Source organism: Pseudothermotoga hypogea DSM 11164 = NBRC 106472, assembly GCF_000816145.1.
Classification (GTDB): Bacteria; Thermotogota; Thermotogae; order Thermotogales; family DSM-5069; genus Pseudothermotoga_A; species Pseudothermotoga_A hypogea.
The window spans coordinates 1,720,280-1,739,141 of record NZ_CP007141.1; the positions used below are offsets into that span (position 1 = coordinate 1,720,280).

At 49.0% G+C, this 18,862-nt stretch carries 20 protein-coding genes; 11 read left to right on the plus strand and 9 right to left on the minus strand.

Annotated features, from left to right (window positions below):
- Positions 1–55: 55 nt before the first annotated feature.
- Together dapA and AJ81_RS08460 are read left to right on the plus strand one after the other, a co-directional pair.
- On the plus strand, positions 56–937 hold the full coding sequence (gene dapA, locus AJ81_RS08455; RefSeq protein WP_031505127.1) for a 4-hydroxy-tetrahydrodipicolinate synthase: 882 nt from the start codon (positions 56–58) through the stop codon (positions 935–937).
- Positions 934–1,632, plus strand: coding sequence for a 4-hydroxy-tetrahydrodipicolinate reductase (locus AJ81_RS08460; RefSeq protein ID WP_051368783.1), 699 nt, complete (start codon positions 934–936; stop codon positions 1,630–1,632). The genes dapA and AJ81_RS08460 overlap by 4 nt, the downstream gene beginning before the upstream one ends.
- A gap of 137 nt (positions 1,633–1,769) precedes the next feature.
- On the opposite strand, the gene AJ81_RS08465 is transcribed toward AJ81_RS08460, so the two are convergent.
- From AJ81_RS08465 to AJ81_RS08475, 3 genes are read right to left on the minus strand one after another with little or no spacing between them, the layout of a single operon-like run.
- A complete protein-coding gene (locus AJ81_RS08465) occupies positions 1,770–2,603 on the minus strand; it encodes a carbohydrate ABC transporter permease (protein ID WP_031505129.1) in 834 nt (277 codons plus the stop codon).
- Positions 2,600–3,481, minus strand: coding sequence for a carbohydrate ABC transporter permease (locus AJ81_RS08470; RefSeq protein ID WP_031505130.1), 882 nt, complete (start codon positions 3,479–3,481; stop codon positions 2,600–2,602). The genes AJ81_RS08465 and AJ81_RS08470 overlap by 4 nt, the downstream gene beginning before the upstream one ends.
- Before the next feature lie 6 nt (positions 3,482–3,487).
- The gene (locus tag AJ81_RS08475; RefSeq protein ID WP_031505131.1) at positions 3,488–4,309 is read right to left on the minus strand and encodes an amidohydrolase family protein; all 822 of its coding nucleotides are present in this window, start codon (positions 4,307–4,309) and stop codon (positions 3,488–3,490) included.
- Here AJ81_RS08475 and AJ81_RS10970 point away from each other — a divergent pair.
- Entirely contained in the window at positions 4,283–4,633 is a 351-nt protein-coding gene (locus tag AJ81_RS10970) for a hypothetical protein (protein WP_041425786.1), read from the plus strand. The two genes, AJ81_RS08475 and AJ81_RS10970, sit on opposite strands and share 27 nt — an antisense overlap.
- Here the strand turns inward: AJ81_RS10970 and AJ81_RS08480 are convergent, their stop codons facing one another.
- On the minus strand, positions 4,634–5,344 hold the full coding sequence (locus AJ81_RS08480) for an SPL family radical SAM protein (RefSeq protein WP_248691116.1): 711 nt from the start codon (positions 5,342–5,344) through the stop codon (positions 4,634–4,636). It abuts the gene before it with no gap.
- Between the two features lie 68 nt (positions 5,345–5,412).
- On the opposite strand from AJ81_RS08480, the gene rbsK reads away from it, so the two are divergent.
- Positions 5,413–6,321, plus strand: a complete 909-nt coding sequence (gene rbsK / locus AJ81_RS08485) for a ribokinase (RefSeq protein WP_031505133.1) — start codon at positions 5,413–5,415, stop codon at positions 6,319–6,321.
- The gene (locus AJ81_RS08490; protein ID WP_031505134.1) at positions 6,318–7,013 is read left to right on the plus strand and encodes a YjjG family noncanonical pyrimidine nucleotidase; all 696 of its coding nucleotides are present in this window, start codon (positions 6,318–6,320) and stop codon (positions 7,011–7,013) included. The genes rbsK and AJ81_RS08490 overlap by 4 nt, the downstream gene beginning before the upstream one ends.
- On the opposite strand, the gene AJ81_RS08495 is transcribed toward AJ81_RS08490, so the two are convergent.
- Positions 6,965–8,668, minus strand: a complete 1,704-nt coding sequence (locus AJ81_RS08495; RefSeq protein ID WP_031505135.1) for a M3 family oligoendopeptidase — start codon at positions 8,666–8,668, stop codon at positions 6,965–6,967. The two genes, AJ81_RS08490 and AJ81_RS08495, sit on opposite strands and share 49 nt — an antisense overlap.
- 91 nt (positions 8,669–8,759) lie before the next feature.
- On the opposite strand from AJ81_RS08495, the gene AJ81_RS08500 reads away from it, so the two are divergent.
- Genes AJ81_RS08500 through AJ81_RS08525 form a run of 6 tightly spaced genes read left to right on the plus strand, consistent with a single transcriptional unit; the run spans position 8,760 to position 15,058 of the window.
- Positions 8,760–9,683, plus strand: a complete 924-nt coding sequence (locus AJ81_RS08500; RefSeq protein WP_038059851.1) for a nucleoside hydrolase — start codon at positions 8,760–8,762, stop codon at positions 9,681–9,683.
- Complete coding sequence (locus AJ81_RS08505; RefSeq protein ID WP_031505137.1) at positions 9,684–10,439, plus strand: nucleoside phosphorylase; 756 nt, start codon at positions 9,684–9,686, stop codon at positions 10,437–10,439. It begins immediately after the preceding gene.
- Complete coding sequence (locus AJ81_RS08510) at positions 10,436–11,500, plus strand: BMP family lipoprotein (protein WP_031505138.1); 1,065 nt, start codon at positions 10,436–10,438, stop codon at positions 11,498–11,500. Before AJ81_RS08505 ends, AJ81_RS08510 begins: the two co-directional genes overlap by 4 nt.
- A 45-nt stretch (positions 11,501–11,545) precedes the next feature.
- Complete coding sequence (locus tag AJ81_RS08515) at positions 11,546–13,093, plus strand: ABC transporter ATP-binding protein (protein WP_031505139.1); 1,548 nt, start codon at positions 11,546–11,548, stop codon at positions 13,091–13,093.
- Positions 13,090–14,139 carry an ABC transporter permease gene (locus tag AJ81_RS08520; protein WP_031505140.1) on the plus strand — a complete coding sequence of 350 codons (1,050 nt, stop codon included), beginning with the start codon at positions 13,090–13,092 and terminating at the stop codon, positions 14,137–14,139. The genes AJ81_RS08515 and AJ81_RS08520 overlap by 4 nt, the downstream gene beginning before the upstream one ends.
- Positions 14,132–15,058 (plus strand): ABC transporter permease, encoded by a 927-nt coding sequence (locus AJ81_RS08525; RefSeq protein ID WP_031505141.1) that lies wholly within the window; start codon positions 14,132–14,134, stop codon positions 15,056–15,058. The genes AJ81_RS08520 and AJ81_RS08525 overlap by 8 nt, the downstream gene beginning before the upstream one ends.
- Here AJ81_RS08525 and AJ81_RS08530 read toward each other — a convergent pair.
- Genes AJ81_RS08530 through AJ81_RS08545 form a run of 4 tightly spaced genes read right to left on the minus strand, consistent with a single transcriptional unit; the run spans position 15,027 to position 18,828 of the window.
- Positions 15,027–16,112 carry a galactokinase gene (locus tag AJ81_RS08530; protein ID WP_051368978.1) on the minus strand — a complete coding sequence of 362 codons (1,086 nt, stop codon included), beginning with the start codon at positions 16,110–16,112 and terminating at the stop codon, positions 15,027–15,029. The two genes, AJ81_RS08525 and AJ81_RS08530, sit on opposite strands and share 32 nt — an antisense overlap.
- A gap of 2 nt (positions 16,113–16,114) precedes the next feature.
- On the minus strand, positions 16,115–17,074 hold the full coding sequence (gene galT, locus AJ81_RS08535; RefSeq protein WP_031505143.1) for a galactose-1-phosphate uridylyltransferase: 960 nt from the start codon (positions 17,072–17,074) through the stop codon (positions 16,115–16,117).
- Positions 17,074–18,120 carry a hypothetical protein gene (locus AJ81_RS08540; RefSeq protein ID WP_031505144.1) on the minus strand — a complete coding sequence of 349 codons (1,047 nt, stop codon included), beginning with the start codon at positions 18,118–18,120 and terminating at the stop codon, positions 17,074–17,076. Before AJ81_RS08540 ends, galT begins: the two co-directional genes overlap by 1 nt.
- Positions 18,121–18,123: 3 nt before the next feature.
- The gene (locus AJ81_RS08545) at positions 18,124–18,828 is read right to left on the minus strand and encodes a protease complex subunit PrcB family protein (RefSeq protein WP_157724367.1); all 705 of its coding nucleotides are present in this window, start codon (positions 18,826–18,828) and stop codon (positions 18,124–18,126) included.
- Positions 18,829–18,862 lie beyond the last annotated feature (34 nt).

Consider the following 18,862-nt stretch of genomic DNA (forward strand, 5'->3'; position numbering starts at 1 on the left):
CATGTAGCCCGCTTTTTTATTCATAAGGAGGGGTTGAGAAATGGAGGAAAGTGGCATGTTCGTGGGAGTTGGAACTGCTATCGTGACGCCGTTCAAGGGCGGAGAGGTGGATCACGAGAGCTACAAAAAGCTCGTTGAGTGGCAACTCGACAGTGGCGTCAAAGCAATTGTGGTTGCAGGAACGACGGGAGAGGGAGCGACACTGAGAATTGACGAAAGGGAACGTTTGGTCTCCGTCACCAAGGAAATCTGTGAAAAAAGAGCTCAGGTGATAGTTGGGACCGGTACCAACGACACGCGCAAAACTCTCGAGCTTTCCCTGAGTGCTGTTAAGAATGGCGCGGATGCTGTACTCGTAGTGACACCTTATTACAACAAACCCACCCAAGAAGGTTTGTACGCTCATTACAGGTACCTTTCGGAGAGAATTGACATACCCATAATTATCTACAACGTTCCATCGCGTACCAGTGTAAATATAGCCCCAGAGACCGTGGCTAGACTTGCGAACGACTGCAAAAACATACGCGCCATAAAAGAGGCCAATCAAGACATTTCTCAATCCGATGAGATCTTGAAACTGACGCGTAATATGGATTTCTACGTATACTCCGGAAACGATGACAGAACCTTTCACATGCTTTGTGCCGGTGCGAAGGGTGTTATATCCGTGGCGTCGAACGTGATCCCACACCGTATGGTCGAGATGGTTAACGCGATTTTTGAGGGAAACCTGAGGAAAGCAAGGGAACTGCATTTCAAATACCTTGAGTTGTTCAAGTCCTTGTTCGTCGAGACTAACCCCATGCCGGTGAAGGCTGCACTTCACCTGATGGGTCGCATCGAGAACGAATTTCGTCTGCCTTTGGTACCACCCAAACAATCCACAGTGGACCAATTAAGAAGAACGTTGTTTGAACTGGAGGTGGTCAAATGAGTGGTTTGAAGTACGGAATCGTTGGGTCCAAAGGTAAGATGGGCAGAGAGATCATGGAATATTTCTCGTCATTTGGCGACGAATGCGTCGTTGAAAAGGATGTTGACCATTTCGTAGAACGGGATGTCCCACAGTTGATCATTGATTTTTCCTCACCGCAAGGCTTGAAAGAGAGTGTCGAGCTGTGCAGAAAGTACAACTGTGGCCTGATCGTCGGAACAACAGGTTTAACCGATGAATCTTTCAGGTTGTTGGGGGAACTTTCGAAAACGTTGCCAGTGGTTCAGAGTTACAATTTTTCGAGTGGTATGAGCATCATGAAGGAGATCTTGAAGGCCTTCCGCGAACAATTCAAGGATTGGGATTGTGCAATGATAGAAATACACCACAGTCAAAAAAAGGACGCACCTTCTGGCACCGCTAAGATGCTCAAGGAGGTTATTCAAAGAGATTTATCGATCAGTTCCATCAGGGTTGGTGGAATCTTCGGTGAACATACGGTGATCTTTTCAAATGCCGGCGAGGTGGTTGAGATAAGCCACAGGGCACTTTCCAGAAGGGCGTTTTCAATCGGGGTTCGGCGAGCGGCGCTCTTTCTTTTAACAAAAGAAAAAGGTTTCTTCACTTACGAAGATGTTTTGAAGGGGGTCGATAAAGCCGCAGAAGAATTACGTGGAATTTCCGAGTTGCTATGAAAGAGGATGATGTACCAGGCGTTTACCTTACAATCTTTTCAAGCTCTTCGACTTCCATATTAGAAGACTTTTCATTGCGATCTCATCGACCATTTATACAATTTGAAGCATGTATTTTCGCGGGACATGGGCTTGGTCTAAGCCTTGAGTCCCGTCAATGTGATTCCTTTTATGAGAAATCTCTGTCCGATCAAGAACGCCACTATCGATGGGAGGACGCCTATCACGGCTGCCGCCATGAGCAAGTTCCATGTCGTACCATACATTCCTTGAAAACTCGCAAGCCCTATGGTTACCGTCTTCATCGAGTCCTTGCTCACAACGACTAACGGCCAGAGCAAGTTGTTCCACTGAAAGACAAATGTGAAAACCGCCAGTGTGGAGAGAGCGGGAACAGACAAAGGCAGAATTATCCTCGAGTAGATGTAGAATCTCGAAGCTCCGTCTATGCGTGCTGCGTCTTCATAATCTTTGGGTATCGTCATGAAGAACTGTCTGAGCAGAAAGACTCCGAAGGCTGTGAACACATTAGGGAGGATCAAACCCGTGTAGGTATCAGTGAGACGGAGTAGTTTGATCAATATGAAATTTGGTATCATCGTGACTTGACCCGGGACCATGAGCGTAGCCAAGTACAGCAAGAACAGTTTGTCCCTACCAGGAAAGTTCAATCTGGCAAATGCGAATGCGCTCAGCGAAGCAACCAGCAAATGTAACAACGTGATGGACCCGGAAACTATGACACTGTTCAGCAGATACCTGCCAAAGGGTACCACAGACCAGATGCGTGCGTAGTTCTCCCAGTGAGGTTGTCTTGGAATCCACTTTGGTGGATACTCGAACACCTCTCCCAAACTCTTCAGCGATGTTGAGAACATCCAGAAGAAGGGCACGAGCATGACGACAGCTACTATCACCATCAAACAGAACAAAGACCAGTTCAAAACCTTTTCTTTGACCTTCATCCTCATTCGTAGTACACCCACTTTCTTTGGTACCTGAACTGAACGAACGTCGCGATGAATATTATGCCGAACAGCACCCAAGCTATCGCAGCTGCGTAGCCCATCCTGAACCACTGAAAGGCATTGTTGTATATGTAGTACACGATGGTATTGGTAGCGTTCCCAGGCCCTCCCCCAGTTAAGACATAGGCTTGATCGAACACTTGGAACGAAGAGATCACGTTTATGACGATAACAAAGAAAGTCGTTGGTGAAAGCAGTGGCATCGTTATGTGAACGAAGGTTTTCCAAGCGTTTGCGCCGTCGAGTCTTGCGGCTTCGTACACGGTCGTCGGTATACTTTGTAGGCCCGCCATGAACATGACAGTTGAGAATCCCACGTCCTTCCAAACACTGAGAATCACGATCGCAACGAGCGCCCACTTGGGATCAGAAAGCCATCTGGGCAAGTTTGAAACACCGATTTGGTAGAGAAAATCGTTCAGCAAACCAAAGTCAGCGTTGAAGATCCATCTCCAAACCATCGCTGCTGCCACCGTTGGAATTATCACTGGAAGGAAGATCGCGGCTCTGAAGAACGTACGACCTGGGATGTTACGAACCAAGATGAGTGCGAAGATCAAACCGAGCAAGACTCGTGTGGGGACGGTGCCAAGCACGAACCAGAGAGTGTTTCTGAAAACCAGATGGAAGGTTTTGTCCTCGAGGAACAATTTAGTGAAATTCCTCAGGCCAAGGAACGTTGGTTTGGTCAGCATGTCCCACTCGAAGAAACTCAGAACGGAAGAGAACACGACTGCACCGAAGACGAATATCGCAAAGCCCACGAATCCAGGAAGTAAGAACAACCACGCGGCCAAGGTTTCTTTTCTTCTCAAAGTCATTGTTTTTCATTCCTCCAAACCAAAGACATTTGCAGCGTTGCCGTACATGATCGAGTCTATCTCCTCGTGTGTCAGACCCATTCCCCTCAGCGCATCGTACCAGCATATGATTTCTCTCGGCATTTTTTCAACGCTGCTATCAGTTCCAAAGAGCACTTTTTTCACTGAGATTTCCCTCTTTATGTACTTCCCTTCAATGATGTGCCTTCTGACCACCTCACCACCGGAGATGTCGAAGTACACATTTCGGCGCCATCGTGCAACTGCGCAAGACACAAGGTACTCCGGCCAACCGAGATGAGCTCCTATGATCTTCAACTTTGGGAAGGTGTTAGCGATGGTGTCGAGGAACAACGATCTCATTCTCGCAGATGACTTACCTCTCAACATCTTCGAGGAGGCATCTTCTCTGCCAGGAAATGCGCTCGATTCGTTCAGTAAATAATCCACGGGTCCACCTATCACACCCGTGTGAAACAGAACAACCATGTTGTTTTCCTCTGCTCTTTCGTAGAAAGGAAAGTACGAAGGATCGTCGTAGTCTTTCCGTGTCAATATCACCTTCAGACCAGCGAAGCCTCTCTTATTGTACTCGTCAACCACTTCAGGTTCATCGGCATCGAGATCGACTCTGGCCAAACCCACAAACACGTCGGGATATTCCCTGAACGCCTTTTCAACCAAGTGGTTAGCCCCGAGATTGCCAATGAGTGCGATCTTTCGTACGTTGAATTCCTCAGCGTAGCGTAGTAACTGTTCCACTCTGTCAGAGTAAAGCCTCTCGTCCTCAACGAAGTGCACGTGCACATCGAAAACGCGTGGAATCACAGCATCATCTCCTTTAAAAGCGCGGCGCTGAGCGCCGCGCCAAGCTCACCAAGTTCCAAATTTCTTTATCATCTTGTTGACTTCCTCGGTCACGTACTCCAGCACTTCCACAGCCGACTTTTGTCCCGTCCAGACGTAGTCAATTTTGTTGTGGGTGGGACAGCCTTCGATATCAACGAGAGATTACTCTCGAAAGTGGAGGCTGAAGTTAAACAGCACTTCTATGGCTTCGATGTCGAAGTCAGAAAGTCCAAGAAGGATCCTGACGCCATGTTAACGGGCGCCATGGAGTACCTGATAGAGACCGTTCTCACGAACCTGTGATCAATCGACGTCGAGGAACTTTTTGAAAACGGCCACAACCTCGTGGAACTTTTCGTCTCTCAACCACTCTGTCCAGCCGTTTTTACGGTAGATGTCTTCGACGAGCCACGGATAGTTTAACCTGTCCACAAAGATCCTTCCAACGTGCTTCGATAACAGTCTTGCCAGTCTTTCTGGGTTCATGGGCAGCACGGGTCCGACAAAGGCAGATACATCAACGTTGGATTCTCGAAGCTTTCTTATTGTTTCGATGCGTTCGTCTATGGGTGCAGCGTTTGGTTCCAAAATTCTTCTCACCAGCTCGTCATCCGTAGTGATGGTTATGGTGACACTCACGTCTTTGTTTTGAAGTATGTCAAGATCTCTCAGAATCAGGCTCGACTTTGTGAGAATATGCACACTTCTGAATCGGCCCAGAGCGATTTTCAGCAGTGTCCTCGTCAGCTGATACTTCTTCTCAATCGGCTGATACGGATCGCAAATGCTCGAAAACAGTATGCTCCCCTTCAGCTTGTACAATTCACGCTCGAATATTTCAGGCGCATTCGTTTTGACGAAGACATCCCTTCCCCAAACACCGGCCGTGTTCTTGAAAGGACCTATGAACTGCGCATAACAGTACCTGCAACCGTGTCCACAACCGATGTAGGGGTTGACAACGTATCTGGCTATGGGAATTTTCGTTTTTGTTACCAGTTTCTGGACCAACACTTCGCGCACCATATCCGATACAATTAAACTACAGAAAGACGGGAAAGAGTTTGTGAAGGGGGAATTGCATGATCGCAGTCGTTGGGAGCAACAACGTCGATCTCGTTCTCACGGTGGATCATTTCACACAACCTGGGGAAACCCAGAGGTGTCTTTCGTACGAACGTTTTCCGGGTGGTAAAGGGGCAAACCAGGCTGTAGCTTGTAAGAAGCTCACCGCCGAGGTTTATTTTCTCACGTGTGTTGGCAACGATGGAAACGGTGAATTCTCGTTCGAAACGCTGACGCGAGCAGGGCTCAGGGATGGCCTGGTACATGTGGAACTTCCAAACGGCTTTGCAATGATTGAGGTGACACGCGATGGTCAAAACAGAATCATCATATTCCCAGGTGCCAACGCAGCGATGAATGTGAAACTCGTTCAAAAACATCTGAACGAGCTTCTGAAAGCCGACATTCTCCTGCTTCAAAACGAAATACCGTTCGAGGTGAACTTGGAAGTCGCAAGGCGGTTCAAAGAGAAAGGAAAGCTCGTGATCTTCGATCCGGCGCCTGCTACGGGTGTTCAGGATGAGATCTACAGCTACGTGGACATAATCACACCGAACGAGTCCGAGGCACACCAACTCACAGGCAAATTCGGCGAATCCGCTGCGCAGGAGTTACTCAAAAGAGGTTGTGCAAACGTGCTGCTCAAGATGGGTGACAAGGGTTGTTATTTCACAGGAAAACTCGGAACATTCAGAGTAGATGCTTTCAAGGTTAACGCTGTCGACAGCACCGCAGCGGGTGACGTGTTCAACGCGGCGTTCGCTGTTTGGTTTGAAAGAAGTAAGGACGTGCAGAAATCCTTGATGTTCGCAGCAGCTGCGGCAGCCATAAGTGTGACGAGATTTGGTGCTCAGAGTTCAATACCAACATTCGAAGAAGTTCTGAACTTCTTGAAGGAAAGAAGGATCGAGGGATTCGATAGATGAAGTATGAAATGGTTTATTTCGACCTCGACGGCACATTGTTGGATTTCGCCAAGGCGGAGAGAGAATCCATAGGGGCTGTTCTCGAAGAGTTCGGCATCCCTTTGAGCAACGATCAGATACAGACCTACGTTGAAATCAACAAGAAGTGGTGGCGATTTTTCTCAGAGGGGAAGGCTTCGAAAGAGAGAATCGTGGTCGCAAGGTTCGAGGAATTCTTGTCTTGGTTGGGACATCCTGAAATTTCTCCACTCGATGTCTCACGGCGATACTTGGAAAAGTTGTCCAACTGCGCCTACTTTTTGCCTGGGGCTGAGGAGTTCTTGATGAAGATGAAAGCTCTGAACGTCAGGATGGCCGCACTCACGAATGGTGTTCAGTCAGTGCAGGAAAGAAGGGTGAAACTCTTGGGACTCGAACGTTTTTTCGAGTTCATGATAACATCGGAACTTGCCGGAAAACCGAAACCAGACCCGGCGATGTTCCTGCTTGCCGCAAGCAAGAGCAATGTTCCTCTGACGCGGTCAGTTTACGTTGGCGACGATCCCGTGGTCGACTATCTTGCAGCCAGGAACGCTGGAACGGACTTCGTTCTTCTGGATCTTGACTCGGTTCACTCCGACTTCGATGGGCGTAGGGTGAGTTCCTACGAGGAACTCTTCAATCTGTTGATCTGTGAATCGATCATTTCGTAGAGCCATTTACCCAGAGATTCGACCACGGTTTCGCTGAACGGCGAGTCGATGTTTGCGACTTTCAACAACTGTTGGAAAGACAGACTACCACCGAGATCGCAGAGTTTTGTATAGTCTCGGAGCGTGGAAACTCTGTCTTCAAAGCTGCGTTTGAGCAACTGAAAGGCACAGAACTGGGCGATCACATAGTCTATGTAGTAGAAGGGACTTTCATAGATGTGCATCTGTTGTTGCCACAAGCCCCCATTTTCTAAGTAACGGTTTCCATCGTAGTCAATCTCTGGCATGTATTTGGCCTCGATCTGTCTCCACAGTTTTCTCCTTTCCTCTGGTGTTAGGTTTGGATTCTGGTAAACCACGTGCTGAAACTCGTCGACACAGACACCGTACGCAACAAAGTTCAGAGCTTTCCATGCGTGCACGAGTTTCGCTTGCTCCGCGCGATCTTTGTAGAAGAGCTCCATCCAGGGCCAGGCGAGGAACTCCATGCCCATGGAATGGACCTCGCAGGCCTCAGTGGTGGGCCAATAGTACTCGGGGACCTCGAAGTTCCGACTCCTGTATACTTGGAAGGCGTGACCCGCCTCGTGGGTCAACACCTCTACATCGTGAGAAGTCCCATTGAAGTTCGCAAATATAAACGGAGATTTGTAATCGGGTATGAAGTCGCAGAATCCCCCAGGATATTTGCCCTCCCTACTGTCCAGATCCATCAGTTCGTTTGTCAGCATGAAGTTGAAAAACTCCCCCGTTGCATCTGACATCTGCTCGTACATCATTTTCGCTGCCTCGACAAGTTCCGTTCGCGTACCCGCCGGCCGCGGATCGCCTTCTTTCAAAAGTATAGGCATGTCGTAATACTTGAGTTTTTCTATCTTCAGCATCTCTCTTTGTTTTTCCCTGAGTTTTTGGAGCAGTGGCACGATTTTCATCTGAACGCCATTTCTGAGCTTCGCCACGTCTTCAACCGTGTAGTCTGACCTTTTCAGTCTCAGATATGCGAGCGGTACGAACGATTCAAAGCCAAGTTTTCTTGCCATTTCGTGCCTGATCTTGACTAAGTGATCGTAGATCTCGTCCAGCTGGTCTTGGTTCCTCGCGAAAAACTCATACCTTGCTTCGCAAGCGCGCCTTCTGGTGTCCCTGTCTGGTGAGAGCTCGTAGGCTCTCAGCTGTGAGAGGGTGAGTTTTCGTCCATCGAACTCGACCTGTGCCGAGGAGACAAGGTTGGCGTAACTCGTGCTCAATTTGTTTTCTCTTTCCAGATCTTCGATGATTGTCGGCCTGAACGTCTTGACAGTCATCTCGGCAACGTTGAAGAGCTGACTTTTGAAAATTTTCTCGAGTTCCTCCTTGAACCGTGATTCCAGCAAAGTCTTGTAGAAATTGAACAGTAGTGCCTCTACATGGGGCAGGGCTTCATCGTAGAAGTCTTTCTCCTTCGCGTAGAACTCGTCTCGGGTGTTCATGCAGTAGCGAATGAACGCTAAGCTAAGCGCCGAATGGAAATTGTTTCTCAACCTGTTGACAGTTTTCACAGCTTCAACAGCTTGTGAGGGCTTCTGCGCGTCCCTCAGATTCGCTATAGCCTTTTCGAATTCGACCTTCATCTTGTCTAAGTTTGGCCTTTCGTAAGGCATCTCAGAGAACTTCATGCTCACCCCTCCACAGAGTTATCCGTTGTCTTGTACACATTATTATGGTAGCATTATGATAGTATTTTTTCAGAAAGCGGAGGTGGAAGCTTTGCGAATAGTACTCGACTGCGACCCTGGTCATGACGATGCGTTCGCGATATTGCTCGCGGCAGCCTCGCGGGAGATAGAACTGCTCGGTGTGACCACGGTCGTTGGTAATTCCTATCTCGAGAACACCACTATCAACGCGAGAAAGATTTTGGATCTCTTTGATCTGGACGTACCGGTCTTTCCCGGCTGTGCCAAACCGTTGCTGAGAAACATCGTCGTGGCGCCTCAGATACACGGTCAGTCTGGCCTTGATGGCGCAACCATGCCTCCACCAAAGCGGAGTATAGAAAAAATCCACGCCGTAGATTTCATCGCCCAGATGGCACAGAAATACTACGATCTCATCTTGGTCCCCACAGGTCCACTGACGAACATTGCTCTGTTCATACTGAAATACCCTAAGCTCGTGAAAAGAATTTCCACGATAGTCTTGATGGGTGGTGGGATCGCGTTTGGAAACGTGACACCCGTTGCAGAATTCAACATATTCGCCGATGCTGAGGCTGCAAAGATCGTTTTCAAATCGGGTATACCCATAGTCATGGCACCGCTCGATCTCACACACCAAGTTGTGGCGACTGAGAGAGAAGCTGAGAAACTCAGAAGCATGGGTGAAAGGTTCCAGATCATGGCCGATCTTTTGATGTTCTTCAAATCCACTTACAAGAACGTTTTCAATATCGATGGTGCGATCCTACACGATCCCTGCACCGTGATGTATTTGCTACATCCTGAGATCTTCGAGTCGCAAGACTATTTCGTTGATGTGGAAACGAAGGGTGAGCTCACCTACGGACAAACAGTCGTCGATGTCTGGCGAACCACGGGTAACACACCGAACGCAAAAGTGCTTTTGAAGGTCAACAGGGAGAAGTTCTTCGATATATTGTTCGAGAAATTCGGTTCACTTTCAAGGAGGTAGATGGCTTTGGTGGATCCAAGGTATCACATAAGGGTGAATCCGGAAGATGTGGGTGAATTCGTTATCGTTGTCGGTGACAGGGGAAGGGTTGAACGTGTCGCGAAGTACTTCTCGGATGCGAAGAAAGTTGGCGACAACAGAGAGTATCTGACCTACACAGGTTATGTCAAGGGCAAGAAGGTCAGCGTGATGTCCACGGGTATGGGTGCACCCGCTATGGCGATAGGAATCGAGGAACTCGCAACGACCAACGCCAAGGTGGTCATCAGAGTGGGAACGACGGGTGCGTTCCAGAAAGAGCTCAAACTCGGTGACAGCATCATCGTGACGGGAGCCGTTCGTCTGGATGGAACAACATCGCAGTACATCATGCCTGAGTATCCCGCAATCGCTGATTTTCGTGTTGTCAGTGCCTTGGTACGTGCTGCTGAGCTTGTGAAGAACCGTTACCACGTTGGCATCGTCGCCTCCACAGACTCTTACTATGGCAGAAATTTTGACCCTGAGAGACATTCGCATATGGAGAAGCTACTCGTTAAAGCAGGTGTCTTGGCCGTAGAGATGGAGATCGGAGCGCTCTATGTGGTCGGGGGAATCAAAGGTTTGAAGACGGGAGCAGTGCTCACTGTGAGGGAAGAACTCTCAGAGGATGGATACATCCAGGCCGGTCCAAAATTTGAGGAAGGCTTGGAAAAGTCGATCCAGATAGCCGTGAAAGCCATTGAGATTCTCATAGAAGGAGGTGTTGGTTCATGAGGAAGTTCTTGGTGATACTGTTGGCAACGCTCTTCGTGCTCAGTTTCGCAAAAACGCTCAAGGTTGCACTCTTGCTGAACGGAACACTCGGTGACAAGTCTTTCTTCGACTCTGCGGGTAGAGGTATCCAGATGGCGATCAAAGAACTGGGAATCCAGGCCAAAATCATCGAAGCAGGTTACCAGCAGGAAAGGTGGAGACCATACCTGGAAGACCTCTCAGACCAAGACTACGACATCATCATCGTGGGAACCTGGCAGATGCAGGAGATCCTCGAAGAGATTGCACCAATGTATCCAGAGAAGAAGTACTTCATTTTCGATACCTCCGTTGACTACAGCAAACCTGGTCTGGACAACGTTTACTCGATACTCTACAAGCAGAACGAAGGTTCCTTCCTCGTTGGTGCGTTGGCAGCGTTGATAACAACTTCCGGCATGCCGAAGACCAACCCAGAGCCAATCATAGGCTTCCTTGGTGGAATGGACATACCCGTGATCAACGACTTCTTGGTTGGTTACATCGAAGGTGCGAAGTACGTCAACCCGAACATCAAGGTCTTGATTTCCTACGTGGGAAGCTTCAACGATCCTGCGAAGGGTAAAGAGCTGAGTCTTGCGATGTACAGACAAGGTGCAGACATCATCTTCAACGTGGCGGGCAACACGGGCGTCGGTTTGCTCGAAGCCGCGAAGGAAGCTGACAGATGGGCAATAGGTGTTGATTCCGACCAGGCGTTGATCTATGAGGATATAGACATCGAAATCGCCAAGAGAATAGTCACCTCCATGATGAAGAACGTGGATCTCTCGATCTTCCGTGGTTTGAAACTGCACCTTGAAGGAAAGCTGAAGTACGGCCAGGCTGAAGCGTTGGGTATCGCCGAAGGTGGCGTCGGTGTGGCGGACAACAAATACTACAGAGAGCTTGTGCCCGAACAGATACGAGCGAAGATAAAAGAGATCGAACAAAAGATCCTCAGAGGAGAAATCAAAGTCAGCACTGCTTACGGAATGTCAACCGACGAGCTCAACAAACTCAGAGCGAGCGTCCGTCCGTGATGAGGGTGGGAGCCTTCGCGGCTCCCACTTTCTGGAGGCGTCGATATGAAGGCGATAGAAGCGATCAACGTGACAAAGGTTTATCCAAACGGTGTTGTCGCGAACAGGAACGTGAATTTTTCTGCGACTGTCGGTGAGATCCACGCCGTCGTTGGTGAAAACGGTGCCGGCAAGACGACACTGATGAAGATCCTCTTCGGAATGGAGAAACCAACGAGCGGTGAAATAAGAATCTTCGAGGAGCCCGTGCAACTGAATTCGCCTCACGATGCCATCGCAATGGGTGTAGGTATGGTTCATCAGCATTTCATGCTCGTTCCTTCTTTTACTGTGGCAGAGAACATCATGCTCGGGATCGAACCGAAGAAGAATCTGTTCTCACTCGACTTCAAACGCATGGAACAGATCATAAGCGAGTATGCGAAAAAAATGAATTTCGAACTTCCCATTTGGGAGAAAGTCATGGATCTGCCGGTCGGTGTCAAGCAGAGAGTTGAGATCATGAAAGCTCTCATACGTGGTGCCAAGGTGCTCATATTGGATGAGCCCTCTTCGGTTTTGACACCTCAGGAAGTGAACGAGTTGTTCGTGGTGTTGAAGAACTTGTCACAACAGGGCATCACGATCATCTTCATCACGCACAAACTGAACGAAGTCAAACAGATCGCCGACAGAATAACGATCATGCGAGAGGGACGTGTCGTTGGTACTTACAGGAACGAAGAGCTCAGTGAGTCACAGATCGTGGAACTGATGATCGGAAGAAAGTTCGAGTACGACATAAGCAGAGTGAAAGCGATCCCTGGTAAACCATTGCTCGTCGTGAAAAACCTGAACTACTTCAGGGAAGATGGGGCGCACATCTTGAAGAACTTGTCATTCTATCTGAGGTCCGGTGAGATCTTGGCAATCGCTGGGTTAGAGGGAAATGGGCAAAAAGAGCTGGTTGAGATTCTCACAGGGCTTCGTGAAAAGGCGTCCGGAGAAATGCTGGTTGACGGCAAAAACGTTTTGGGTGCCAAACCTTGGGAGCTGAGACAGCTTGGAATTTCACACATCCCCGATGACAGAATTGAAGTGGGAAGTGCCTTAGATATGAGCGTGGCCGAGAATATGATATCCGATAGATACGATCAACGGCCTTTCAGTGGGCGGATCGTCTACAGAAAAAGACCCGTTATCGAGTTCGCCAGGAGGTTGATCAGGGAATTTTCCGTAAGGGTGAAATCTCCCACAACTTTGGTGAGAATGCTCTCTGGTGGTAACATGCAGAAAGTCGTCGTAGCGAGGGAGTTGACGAACGAACCGAAGATCGTGATCGCGAACCAACCAACGCACGGCATCGATGTTGCGTCGAGCGAGTTCATTCGTAAGAAGTTATTGCAAATGAGGGACGAGGGCAAAGGTGTGCTTCTCATTTCGACAGATCTGCAAGAAGTTTTGCAAATAGCAGACAGGATCTTGGTTCTGTACAAAGGTGAGATCGTGGCGCACCTTCAGAATGAAAACCTCACCGAGACCGACCTTGGTTTCTATATGCTTGGTACAAAACGTCAAAGTCAGGAGGAACTCAAGGAGTTGTTGACTCTATGAAGAGATCGCTCGCACTGCTGGAGTTAGTGAGGATGGCACTGACGATCCTCATCGCACTGCTCATAGGCTACATCTTCCTGCTCTTCAGTACCGAGGATGTTGGTGAGGCGTTCAAGTGGTTCTTGTACGGGCCATTGTCAACTCAGAGAAGGTTCGTAGAATTCCTGAACACCTCAGTCCCACTGATAATGACAGGTTTGGCACTTTCACTGGTTTTTCAGGCCAGAGTGTTCAACATTGGAGCTGAAGGCTGTCTGTTCTTTGGTGGCTTCGGTGCCATGCTGGCAGCTCTGGAGTTTCCACAACTGTCTGTGCTTCATTTGATAGTTACCCTGCTCACGGCAGCACTGTTCGGAGCCATCTGGGCCTTCGTACCGGCGATCTTGAAGGCGAAATGGAAAGCGAGTGAACTGGTGTCGTCCTTGATGATGAACTACATCGCTTACCTTTTGGTTCTTTTCCTGGTGAACAACTACTTCAGGGACAAGGCAGCGGGCGCACTCGTTTCCTATCGCTTTCCTCAGACAGCCTGGCTTGCGACACTCACACGCTACAGACTGAACAGCGGATTCTTCATTGCCGTTTCTATAGCGATCTTGATCGGATTTCTTCTCTACTTCACGAAGTACGGGTATGAAATACGCGTGGTCGGTGCCAACAAAAAGTTCGGTTTCTACACGGGCATCAACGTCGTTCTGACGACGTTCTGGGTGCAGTTGCTCTCTGGGGCTCTCGCTGGATTGGCTGGCGGAATCGAACTGACGGCGATGTATCGAAGGTTCGTCTGGCAATCTCTGCCCGGATTCGGTTTCGATGGAATCATCGTGGCGATCTTGGCAAGGAACAATCCCTTCTTGGTCATACCGAGCGCGCTCTTCATAGCGTACTTGAGGGTCGGAGCCAACATCATGAGCAGGATGACGGGTCTGGCACCGGAGGTCGTGATTGTCATACAGAGTGTTATGATTCTGCTCGTGACGGCAGAGGCCTTGCTGGAAAGGTTCAAGAAGAGAATCGTCGAGAGAGAGGCGATGAAAGGTGAGTAATTTCTTTCAGAATTTCATAGATCCCGCCTTCTGGTACAGCGTGCTCAGAGTCTCAACTCCTCTTTTGTTCGCTGTCATGGCGGCGTTAGTCAGCTCCATCGCAGGTTCGATAAACATAGGCATCGAGGGCATGATGCTCATGGCCGCATTCTGGGGTAATGTAGTCGGCGCCTTTGCGAAGAACCCCTGGATCGGACTTCTTGCTGGAATTGCGAGCGCCATAGCGATGTCTCTACTTCTGGCATTCTCGCATTTGAAACTTAGAGTCAACTTAGTGATCGCTGGTGTGGCTTTGAACTTATTTGCATCTGGCTTCACCGTGTTCATGCTCTTCGCACTCACTGGGGAGAAGGGAACGTCTGCTTCGTTGGGTAGTCAACCAATTCCGAGGCTCGATATACCGTTGCTGAGGGACATACCCTTTTTGGGAAAGGTCTTGAACAACCACAACGCTCTGACGTACTTTGCTCTGATCTCGATCTTTCTCGTGGATTATCTCATCAGAAAGACGCCTCTGGGTATGCGAATGAGAGCAGTCGGTGAAAATCCAGACGCCGCCACATCTGTCGGTGTTTCGGTCTTGCGCGTGAAGTACGTGTCGTTGTTGCTCAGCGGCGTCTTTGCAGGCTTCGCCGGTGCGTTCCTTTCAATGGGTTATGTTTCTTGGTTCGCCCGTGACATGACCAGTGGAAGAGGGTTTATCGCTCTGGCGGCACAAGCACTGGGAGGAAATTCTGCCATTCTGGGAGCGCTTGGTGCTTTGCTCTTTGGAGTCGCAGAAGCGACAGGTTTCACCTTGCAGTCTTTGAGAATACCATCCGAAATAACGAACATGATACCGTTCATTCTCACGTTGATAGTACTGATAATCTACGCAAGAACACGCGTCAGGTCGCATTCACGGATCCAGGAGATATAAAGTGAGAGAAAAGAACCCCATCGCTGCTGTTCACATGTAAGACTTTTATGCTCTTACCGAAGAGCTTTCTGTACTCCATATCGAGCTCTTCAAAGCTGAATTCCGTGTAGCCTTTTCTCAGCAAGGCCAGAACGCTTCCTCCAAAGCCTCCACCGACGATCCTCGCACCGAGGACGCCCGCCCTGCCTTTCAAAAAGCCCACGATGAAATCAACCTCGTCGCACGAAACTTCGTAGAAGTCCCTCAGGCTCGCGTGCGACTCGTAAAGATAACATCCCGCCAGAAACGGACGGTTATCCTTGAGAGCCTTGACCATCTTCAGAACGCGCTCGTTCTCGCTCAAAACGTGTTTGGCACGTTTTCGCAGCGTCGATTCCAGTGCGGCGAGATCTTTCTCTGCGATTTCTCTGAAAGAACGCTTGTTCAGTGCCTTGAGAATCGCCTCACACTCTGCCCTTCTTTTGTTGTACTCTGAAGAAGCAAGCTCGTGTTTCACATTCGAATCTATCAACACAAATTCGTAGTTGTTCAAGTTCAGCGGAACGTATTCATAATCCATCGTCATCGTATCGAGCAAGATGGCGTGATCTTTCTTGGCAAACACCGCGGTGAATTGATCCATGACACCACAGCGTACACCAACGAACTCTCTCTCTGCTTTCACACAGATTTGAACCAGATCCTTTGGCTCAATCCTGTGGTCCATCAACTTGACGATCGCAACGGCCGTCGCAACTTCCAAAGCTGCGGAACTCGACAGTCCTGCGCCTGTCGGCAGTGTTGAGTCTATTTGCATCTCGAAAGCTTCCACACGATAGCCTGCCTGCTCGAGCGCCCAAACAACCCCCATGACGTAGTCGGTCCAGCTCCCACGTTTTTCGTTCTTCTCGACCTCTACTGTTTCGTTGTAGAGTTTCGATGTGAGGACGAATTTATTAGACAGACTCGCTTCAACTTCGACGTACCTGTCGATTGCAAAAGGCAAGACGAAACCGTCGTTGTAATCCGTGTGCTCACCTATGATGTTCACACGCCCTGGAGCTTTGATCTTAATCGTCACAGCTCGTTCACCTCGACCTTCCTGAGCATCTCCGCCGCTTGTTCTGGAACCATCGGGTTTATGAATGCCCAGGTGCCCGTTTCCACACTCGCCATCCATTTGATCTTGTCCTTATCCCTCTTCGGTGGATTGAACTCAACGTGCAGATGAAACAGTTCTGCGTCCAACCTCTTCATCGGCGCCTGGAAAAACATCATCATGTAGGGGAACTCTTGGCCATAAAGCCCATCATATTTCAAAGTGATGATCTTGAGATGCTTAGCCAGCTCGGATCTCTCTTGAATCGTGAGCTCAGGCAAACTCATTACGTGCCTCTTTGGATAAATGTGAACCTCGAAGGGAAAGCGAGCATAGAAAGGTACGAGCGAGACGAACGAATCGGTCTCGAAAACGATTCTCTTCTTGAGTTTGACTTCTTCAACAACGACATCACACACAGGGCACGAGCCTTTCTGATTTCGCCATCTTGAAAAAGCTTCGACCTTGGCGAAGATTCGCTTGGGTAAGAAAGGAAAGGCATAGATCTGACCATGGGGATGTGTGAGGCTCGCTCCCACTTCTTTACCCCTGTTCTCGAAGATGAACACGTACTCGACGAAGTCGTGAGAGAAGAGTTCCACCGTTCTGTCGACCCACATTTCCACGAGCTTCTCTATCTGTCTCAAAGGCATCCCCGGCAAAGCCACATCGTGCCTGGAAGTGTAAACCACGACCTCACAGATACCGAAGGAACGTTTTTTCAGGAAGATGTCCGATTCAGATGAGACCTGTGGAGGATTCCGCTTCAACGCGGGAAATCTGTTTTCGAAACTGACCAGATCGTATTCTTCAGGTAGCTCGACACCACCGACACATATGGGACAGCTCTGCTGCGAAGGCTGCACCGGCCTTCTTTGCGTTTCGGCAGAAACGATGATCCATTCGTCCGTGAGCGGATTGTACCTGAGCTCGAGCATTACGATGCCCCTTCCCGGTAAAAATGAAAGTATCTTCCATCTTCTCTCTCCAACGTTTGTTTTTTCAAGCTGGTCTTGCTTTGCTCGAAGAACCGTTCCACAGAATTTTTCGAAACGTCGATTCGTACACGTCCAGGGACGTTGAACTCACTCACGTAAGAGATTTCATATATACTTTCTCGTTCCTGTTCGATTCTTGTGAAGATGGGATTTGTACACCTCCGCCAACCAATTGCACCGAAACCCAGCACATCCAACAGCTTCGAATCTACACCTTCCGCAGACACGTACAGAGGCAACAAGCGATTCACCAGGCCTGCAAGGACGAGCTCCTCCAGCGAGAATTCTTTGATATCGACGATCAGTCCGTCGACCTTCCCGATAGCTGAAGCAACGTTACCTTTCTGCAAGATGAAAAAACAGTCAGCGTATCTCTCGCGATACTCATCTTTGAAGTCGTTCAGAAGAAAACACCGAACCCCTACGTTGTAGAACCTTTGAAGTTCTCCCTCACTCTCCAGCTTTACAGCGACTCTGACACCCTTCTCCAAGTACCTTCTCACCTCGTTGTCTTCGTCCGAAGAAAGCAGCAAAAAAGCACTTCGCTGATCGAACTTTTCGTCAAAGGAACCCTTCATCAGCAAAGTCTTTGGCGTCTTTATGCAGAGATTGCACTCACTCCACAGGACTTGGTAGAAAGTCTTGAGCAGGTTCAGTCTGTCAAAACCTCGAACGATAACTATGAGAGTCTCAACGAGTGGCTTCGCAAAAACAACCACCTGCTCAGCGTCTTCTTCGATCCGAAATTCTCCCAAACCTGCAAAACCAACGAGTGTGTCGTTCTCCATGAAGACGTGCTTGAGAGATCGTTCCGAGAAGGACCAGCACGATATTCTATTGCATCTTAAGATCTCGAATGGTTTTTCATCGCTTCTTTTGAGTTTCGCCACGACAGCGTTCTTTGAATCGATCTTCTTGAGTGAAAACCTGGCATCGTGGAATGAATCTTCGAAAAACTTCGATACCTCGTTGTTCAGTACTCTCACGTCTCAACGCACCTCGAATTCAACTTCGAATGTTTGCTCCACGTTTCTATCTATTAGCACACATTTGACCGTGTAAAGACCTGGCTCCAATTGCTCCTGGACCTCGATCACGGCCGCAGGATACGTTATCGCTTGTGTAACCATCGCACCTGGCTCTGGCGATTCAACGTGTGCCCTCAGATAGATTCTTCTCTCAGCAAATCTCACTTCGTCGATCTTAACGGAGTATCCGCCGGTGTTTTTCTGACCCGCGTCAACCCTCAGAAAGACCTTCTGACCCCTTTCGAAAACATGTGTTTCTCTCATCGACTCATCGAGTACATGAACGCCAGGTTCCATGCCTCCGCGCGACAGTTGCTTGGTTGAGAAGGTGCACCTTTTTGGAATCTCTACGACGAAACCGTTCAGATTCAAAGATCTTGTGTTCGATGGCAGTACAAAGAGATGCTGGGGCATGTAGATGTATATACCGCTCCTCTCCCCGCTCAGGCGGATTTCGTGTGTGAAGTCGTCCGATTCTATGACGATCTTGAAGGCGTACTCCTCCTGTCCAGGCACCGAGACGGGCGAGAAAATCCAGCCCTTCACTAAGATGACGAGGTCAGGTTCGTAGCTCAGGACCATGTACTGGAAGTTGGCCGACTTCGTGCCCACCCATTCGTACAATTCGTTGGGCAATACCTTTCCAACGGGCGTGTAGTAGATCATCGCCAAAACCACACTCGACACACACAATAAGAAA